Raw genomic sequence first — 6,844 nt, 5'->3', positions numbered from 1 at the left:
CCGGCCACGCTCTCGTCTCTAGCCGAGGACCCGGGTGAGGAGCGTGTCGACGGTCGCCAGCGCGCTGGTGAGGGCGGCCTCGGGGTCGTCGGCCTGGGCGATCAGCAGGGCGGCCTCGGCCACCGCGGCTAGCAGCATGTGGGCGAGAGTGTCCACTTCGGCCTCGGCGACCCGGCCCTGCGCGGCCAGCGCGGCGATGCTCGCGCGCAGGCCGCCGAGCGTGTGGACGTCGTCGAGCTCGCGCCAACGCTTCCAGCCGACCACCCGGGGCGGGTCGATCAGCACGATGCGCTGAACCGCCGGATCGAGCGCGACCCGCAGCCACGTGGCGCAGCCCGCGCGCAGGCGCTCGAGCGGATCGCTCGCGGCGAGGGCGGCTTCGGCCGCGACGGCGGCGACCCGCGCCACCTCCCGGTCGAGCACGGCGTCGAAGAGCTCCTCCTTGGTGGCGAAGTGGTGGTACAGCGCGCCTCGGGCGACGCCGGCCGCCGACAGCACGGCCCCGATCGACGTGCCGTCGTACCCGTGCTCGCCGAACAGCTCCCGGGCCACGCCGACCAGCGCCTCGCGGGTCGCCTTGCCCTTCTCGACTCGGTTGTCCATCGCGGGCAAGTCTAGGGCCTCGCCAAACCGACTGTCGGTCTGTTAACTTGCAGACCGACAGTCGGTTTGTTTGTGGACGGGAGCGGAAGATGAGCGACACCAAGACGGACGTGCCCACGCTGCGGCGGATCCGCCTCGACGACGGGTTCACGCTCGGCTATCGCGAGCTCGGGTCCGGGCCGGCGGTGCTGCTCCTGCACGGCTGGCCGACCTCGTCCCTCCTGTGGCGCGGGGTGATGCCGGCGATCGCGCGCGCCAACCGTGTCGTCGCGCTCGACCTGCCCGGCTTCGGCGCCTCGGACAAGCCGGTCGACGGTCGGTACGACTTCCCGGACTTCGAGCGCGCGATCGACGGCCTGCTCGAGCGGTTGGCGATCGACCGGGTGGCCGTCGCGGGGCACGACCTCGGCGGCCCGATCGCCGTGCACTGGGCGCTCGAGAACCCGGTCCGGGTCAGCGCGCTCGCGCTGCTGAACACGCTGCTTTACCCCGAGGTCTCGCCGGAGGTCATCGAGTTCCTGACCATGCTGAGCACGCCCGGGCCGCGGGAGCGGTTGACCAGTCCCGAAGGTCTTACCGAGGTGCTGCGCCTTGGCCGGGCCGACGAGACCGGGCTGCCCGGCGACGTCCTGGCCGAGATGCTGACGCCGTTCGCGGCCACGGACGCGCGGCTGGCTCTCGCGAAGGCCGGCATCGGCCTGTCGCCCGACCAGTTCGTCACGCTCGGCGCCCGTGTGTCCTCTGTGGACGTCCCGGTGCGCGTGGTCTACGGCGAGCGGGACCGCGTGCTCCCCGATGTCGCGGACACCTTCGCCCGCCTGGGGCGGGACCTGCCCGCGGCCACGGTCACCGCGCTGTCGAACTGCGGCCACTTCCTGCAGGAGGACGACCCGGGCCGCGTCGGTGAGCTGCTCGCGGACTTCTTCGTGCAGCTGATGAACTAACCGCCGCCGAAAACCGGACGTTCAGGCGAAATGGGCGACCATTCGACGTAACTTTGGCGGGTTTTGCACCATCTTTCGTTGACTACAAACGAAAGTCCTCCTACGGTCCGAGTTGAGTGTGACTCAGCTCACGAACCCGCGCCGGCCCTGCCCCGGCGCGGTCCCTGCCGTTCGAGGAGTACGTCCATGCCGGTTCGCCTCCCTGCCCGGCTGCCCCTGGCCACCGGGCTGCTCGCCGTCCTCGTCGTCCTGATGTCGGCGATCACCGCGCTCACCCCGGCCCGCGCGGCCGCGGACCCGCCGCCCCAGGAGCCCGGCGTGACGCTGCGTGTGTTCGACCTGCAGACCTCGCTCAGCAAGCTGTGCGCGCTCAAGCCCGGCCAGACTCCCAACGTCGACAAGCTCATGCCGACCATCGACTGGACGACCACCGACGTCTTCGAGATCGGCGACCACTTCATCTCCGAGGTCACCGGGAACATCAACATCACCACCGCCGGCAGCTACACGTTCCGGCTCACCAGCGACGACGGCTCCCGGCTGCTGGTCGACGGCGCGATGGTGGTCAACCACGACGGCCTGCACGCGCCGACGCCGATGGAGGGCAGCGTCGACCTGTCGACCGGCTACCACGCCCTGAAGATCGACCACTTCGACAACGAGGTCGACCAGCAGGTCACGCTGGAGTGGCGGCCGCCGGGCGCGGGCGGGTTCTCCGTCGTGCCGAACTCCGTGCTGAGCACCGACGCGGACGTCGTGCGGGTAACCGCGCCCGGCCGCAAGGAGTGCGAGGCCAGCACCGACGCGCCCGGCGACGGCCTGCCGCTGACCGGCGTGCACCCCGGCTACACGCTGACCAACCTGCGCCCGGCCGGGTTCGAACCGCAGGTCAGCGCCATGGACTGGCTGCCGGACGGCCGCATGGCGATCGCCACCTGGGGCGGCACCGACAACGAGCTCGGCGAGGTCTACCTGCTCAGCAACGTCACCGGCGACACCGACCCGTCCCGGGTGCAGTCGCAGCGCATCGCCTCCGGGCTCAAGGAGCCGATGGGCATCAAGTACGTCGACGGCAAGCTCTACGTCTCCGAGAAGGACGGGCTCACCGAGCTGAACGACACCAACGGCGACGGCGTGACCGACCAGTACCGCACGGTCGCGACCTGGCCGTTCGGCGGGAACTTCCACGAGTTCGCGTTCGGCATGCTCTACCGGGACGGCTTCTTCTACCTGAACCTGTCCGTGGCCATCGACTACGGCGGCGCCACGACCGACCCGCAGCCCGCACCCAACCGCGGCACCACGATCAAGGTCGACAAGAACACCGGCGAGGTGTCCTATGTGGCCGGTGGACTGCGCACGCCGCACGGCATCGGCTGGGGGCCCGAGGGCGACGTCTTCGTCACCGACAACCAGGGCGCCTGGCTGCCGTCGTCGAAGTTGCTGCACATCAAGCAGGACCGGTTCTTCAACCACCACATGAACCCCGACGGCCCGTTCGACAACCGGCCGGTGACCCAGCCGGTCCTGTGGCTGCCGCAGAACGAGATCGCCAACTCGCCGAGCAACCCCGTGCAGCTGACCGAGGGCCCGTTCGCCGGCCAGCTGGTGTTCGGCGACGTCACCTACGGCGGCCTGCAGCGGGCGTACCTGGAGAAGGTCAACGGCGAGTACCAGGGTGCGGTCTTCCGGATGACGCAGGGGCTGGAGGCGGGCGTGAGCCGCATCAGCCTCGGGCCCGACGGCGCCATCTACACCGGCGGCATCGGCGCCGGCGGCAACTGGGGTCAGCCGGGCAAGCTCAACCACGGCCTGCAGAAGCTGACTCCCAACGGCACCAACGCGTTCGACATCCTCGCCATGCGCGCGATCGACGGCGGCTTCGAGCTCGAGTACACCCAGCCGCTGTCGGCCGAGACCGCGCAGAACCTGGTGACGAGGTACGACGTGACGCAGTGGCGCTACGTGCCGACGGCCGACTACGGCGGCCCGAAGGTCGACGAGCAGACGCTGACCGCGTCCTCGGCGGAGCTGTCCGCCGACCGGAAGAAGGTCACACTGCGCGTCCCGGGGCTGCAGACCGGCCGGGTGGTGCACGTCCGCTCGCCGCGGCCGTTCGCGGCCGAGTCCGGGGCGCAGCTGTGGAGCACCGAGGCATGGTACACGCTCAACTCCGCCGTCGGCGCCGCCCCGGCCGGCACGGAGTACGAGGCCGAGGCGGCGGCGTTGTCCGGCGGCGCCGCGGTCAACACCGACCACGCCGGCTACTCGGGCAGCGGCTTCGTCGACGGGTACTGGAACCAGGGCGCCACGACGTCGTTCGCGGTGGACGTGCCGGCCGCCGGCAGCTACAACGTCGGGCTCCGCTACTCGAACGGGCCGAACCCGGTCGGCGGCACGAAGTCGGTGAGCATGTACGTCAACGGCACCAAGGTGCGTCAGGTACAGCTCGCGAGCACGGGCGACTGGGACACGTGGGCGACCCGCACCGAACAGGTGCCGCTCACCGCCGGCGCCAACACGGTGGCGTTCGTCTACGACGAGGGCGACGCCGGCAACGTCAACCTGGACAAGATCTCGGTGAGCGCCGCCGAGCGCATCGTCCTGTTCGACGGGGCCGACCTGGACGCGTGGGAGGCACGCGCGGGCGGGCCGGCCTCGTGGCCGCTGGCCGACGGGTCGATGGAGTCGCTCGGCGGGGACATCCGCACCAAGCAGAAGTTCGGTGACTTCAGGCTCCACGTCGAGTGGTACGAGCCGGACTACCCGCCGGACGTGACCGGGCAGGCGCGCGGCAACAGCGGGATCTACCTGCAGGAGCGCTACGAGCTGCAGGTGCTGGAGTCCTATGGGGACACCACACCGGCGGCGGACGAGGCCGGCGCGATCTACTCGAAGCGAGCGCCGGACTCGAACGCGGCGACCGCGCCGGGCACCTGGCAGACCTACGAGATCGTCTTCCGGGCGGCCCGCTTCGACGCGGCGGGCAACAAGGTCTCCGACGCCCGGGTCACGGTGGTGTGGAACGGGGTGGTGGTGCACGAGGACGTGGCCATCGACAGCGGCACCGGCGACAGCCTGCCGGAGACCGCCGAACCGGGTGCGATCCGGCTACAGGACCACGGCGACCCCGGCGCGAACCCGCGCTACCGCAACATCTGGATCGAACCGCTGAGCTGACGGCGCACGGGCCCCGGCTGTTCGGCCGGGGCCCGTGCGCCTCGTCCGCGCGGGCGTCATGATGGAACGCATGGCTGATCTGTACGAGTACAAGGTCATCGAACTCCGGGAGAAGCTGATCGGCGGGAAGATGTCCGGCAGCAAGCTGGAACACATCTTGAACGATCACGCCGCCGAGGGCTGGCGCCTGAAGGCGATCACCACCGCCGAGATCAAGGGCCGCATCGGCCCGGGCGGCGTCGAGGGCATCCTCGTCACCTTCGAGCGGCCCGCCGGTTAGCTCACCGGCGCCTCTTCGCGCTCGGCGCGGTCCTCGTCGGGCTCGGCGCGGTCCTTGTCGCGCGCGTCGGGTGTCGCGGCCGCGGGCACCAGCGAGGCGGTGCCGACCGACCCCGCCTTTACGCTCCCGACCGAGGTCAGGATCGACAGCGCCGCGGCTGTTCCGACAGTGGCAAGCGTGGCCTGCCAGTCGAGATCCAGCAGGCTCGTCTGTCCCGCGGCCAGCATGGCCGCCAGCACCTGGGCCGCCGTCTTCGCCGCGCGCTCGATCGCGTCCTTCCAGAACTTCCGACTCCAGATGTCTGACATGGCCGACCGCCTTTCTCCGTCTTGTAGGAAAAGAGGTGGCCGGGCGCGTGGTGATACGCAACCTCAGTTGCCGATGCAGACGAATCGCGCGACGGCGGCGATGCCGTGGTGGTGACTGTGGACGGTCTGCTGCTGCGCGGCGGCGAGCGCGGCGGCCGGCGGCTCGCCCGCGTGCAGCAGCCGGTGGAACGCGATCATGAGTGGCGCGGTGTCGATGTCGTGCACGGCGATGACCGGCGCCACCACCTGGTGCGTGCCGTGCGCGAGGAGCGTCGCGGCGAAGCCCATGACCTCGTCGCCCGCGAGCACGACCGGGCGGCCGGTGTCGCACGCGGCCAGCACGACCGTGTCCGGCGGGTGTGCCACGCGGGTCAGGTCGTAGGCCATGAGCGGGCCGTCCGCGAGCTGCAGCGAGCAGAACAGCGGGTTGTCCGTGCGCAGGAGTCCGTGTGCCGCAAGGTGTGCGACCTCGCTGCCGTCGAGCGCGCCGGTGACCGCCTCGACGGTCGCCGCGTCGTGGACCAGCGGCGGCACGCCGTACATGCCGGCGATGGACGTCGCCTCCGTCAGGCCGCCGGGGAGTCCCGGACCCGCCACGACGGTGGCCCGGCCCGGTTCGGACGAGCGGCGGTGGGCGTCGCGCAGCAGCGCCGCGGCCGGGGTCACCGACACCGGCCGGCCCACGCACGCCGGCAGGACGGCCCACGGCATCCGCTGCAGCGGGCCGGTGGGCACGAGCGTCAGCGGCCGGTCGGCGATCTCCGGCATGCCGCCGAGCAGCAGCCCGCTCAGCCGGTTCGCCGTGTGCACGAACAACGACTGCGCGGCGATGACGCTGTCCCGGGCGGCGCGGTCGTGGCACAGCCTGCGCAGGGCGTACAGCAGCTTGTCGACGAGGCCCTCGACCGTCTCGACCCTGGCCAGCCGCCGCATCCGCGGTTGACCGTCCACAATGGTCACGACGTGTAGGACGCCGTCGTCCTGGACGAACTCCACCAGGGCGGTGTCGGCGAGGATCTCGGCCAGCTCGGCCATGCCGGGCGGGTCGACGGTCCGCTTCGTCGCCCCGGTCATCCGGCTGCGGTGGTGGTCGCGGATGGCGCGTTCCAGCACGACCTGCCGGTTGCGCAGCCGGACGTCGGCCCGGCCCTCCCGGCGTGACTCGGTGATCTCGTGCATCACCGACCGCAGCTCCGCGATGAGCCCGGCGAGCGCCGGGTCGCCGGGTGGGCGCGCCGGCGGGTTGAGCAGGTGGCTGGCCCGGCCGAGCTCCGCCCACTGGAACACCCGTTCCGGCCGGCCGTTGCGCATCGCGATCCGCAGGCCGATCCCGGCCAGCTCGACCCGGTTGCCGGCGGCGCTCGCGCGCAGGTCGGTGGCGCCCAGCGCGGCGACGTGCTCGTCGGTGACCCGGAGTCCGGCCCGCGCCGCCCGGGCCGCGCCGGCAGTGTCGTTTCGGTTCAGCCGCAGGATGGCGGCGGCGTGCCAGGCGAGCGCGCGGGCGGCGACCGGGCCGCGGTGCCGGTGGC

The 6,844-nt window shown here is 71.6% G+C and carries 6 protein-coding genes; 3 read left to right on the top strand and 3 right to left on the bottom strand.

Annotation, left to right across the window (positions count from 1 at the left end; genetic code table 11):
- Positions 1–18 precede the first annotated feature (18 nt).
- Positions 19–603 (bottom strand): TetR/AcrR family transcriptional regulator, encoded by a 585-nt coding sequence (locus ACRDSK_RS30330; protein ID WP_431444817.1) that lies wholly within the window; start codon positions 601–603, stop codon positions 19–21.
- Between the two features lie 89 nt (positions 604–692).
- On the opposite strand from ACRDSK_RS30330, the gene ACRDSK_RS30325 reads away from it, so the two are divergent.
- The 3 genes from ACRDSK_RS30325 to ACRDSK_RS30315 all read left to right on the top strand — a co-directional run bounded on the left by ACRDSK_RS30325 (position 693) and on the right by ACRDSK_RS30315 (position 5,007).
- Positions 693–1,547: an alpha/beta fold hydrolase gene (locus tag ACRDSK_RS30325; RefSeq protein ID WP_431444815.1), complete on the top strand. Its 855-nt coding sequence runs from the start codon at positions 693–695 to the stop codon at positions 1,545–1,547.
- Positions 1,548–1,799: 252 nt separating this feature from the next.
- Positions 1,800–4,727 carry a family 16 glycoside hydrolase gene (locus ACRDSK_RS30320; RefSeq protein ID WP_431444818.1) on the top strand — a complete coding sequence of 976 codons (2,928 nt, stop codon included), beginning with the start codon at positions 1,800–1,802 and terminating at the stop codon, positions 4,725–4,727.
- A gap of 70 nt (positions 4,728–4,797) precedes the next feature.
- Positions 4,798–5,007 (top strand): DUF4177 domain-containing protein, encoded by a 210-nt coding sequence (locus tag ACRDSK_RS30315; protein WP_431444814.1) that lies wholly within the window; start codon positions 4,798–4,800, stop codon positions 5,005–5,007.
- On the opposite strand, the gene ACRDSK_RS30310 is transcribed toward ACRDSK_RS30315, so the two are convergent.
- Together ACRDSK_RS30310 and ACRDSK_RS30305 are read right to left on the bottom strand one after the other, a co-directional pair.
- A complete protein-coding gene (locus ACRDSK_RS30310) occupies positions 5,004–5,315 on the bottom strand; it encodes a holin (RefSeq protein ID WP_431444813.1) in 312 nt (103 codons plus the stop codon). The two genes, ACRDSK_RS30315 and ACRDSK_RS30310, sit on opposite strands and share 4 nt — an antisense overlap.
- A 63-nt stretch (positions 5,316–5,378) precedes the next feature.
- Positions 5,379–6,844: CHAT domain-containing protein (locus ACRDSK_RS30305; protein WP_431444812.1), on the bottom strand; the 1,466-nt coding region annotated here is incomplete at its 5' end.

Source organism: Actinophytocola sp., from assembly GCF_050699915.1.
Lineage (GTDB): Bacteria > Actinomycetota > Actinomycetes > Mycobacteriales > Pseudonocardiaceae > Actinophytocola.
Note: the sequence above shows the minus strand (reverse complement) of the source record. Positions and strands in the feature narration are given on the sequence as shown.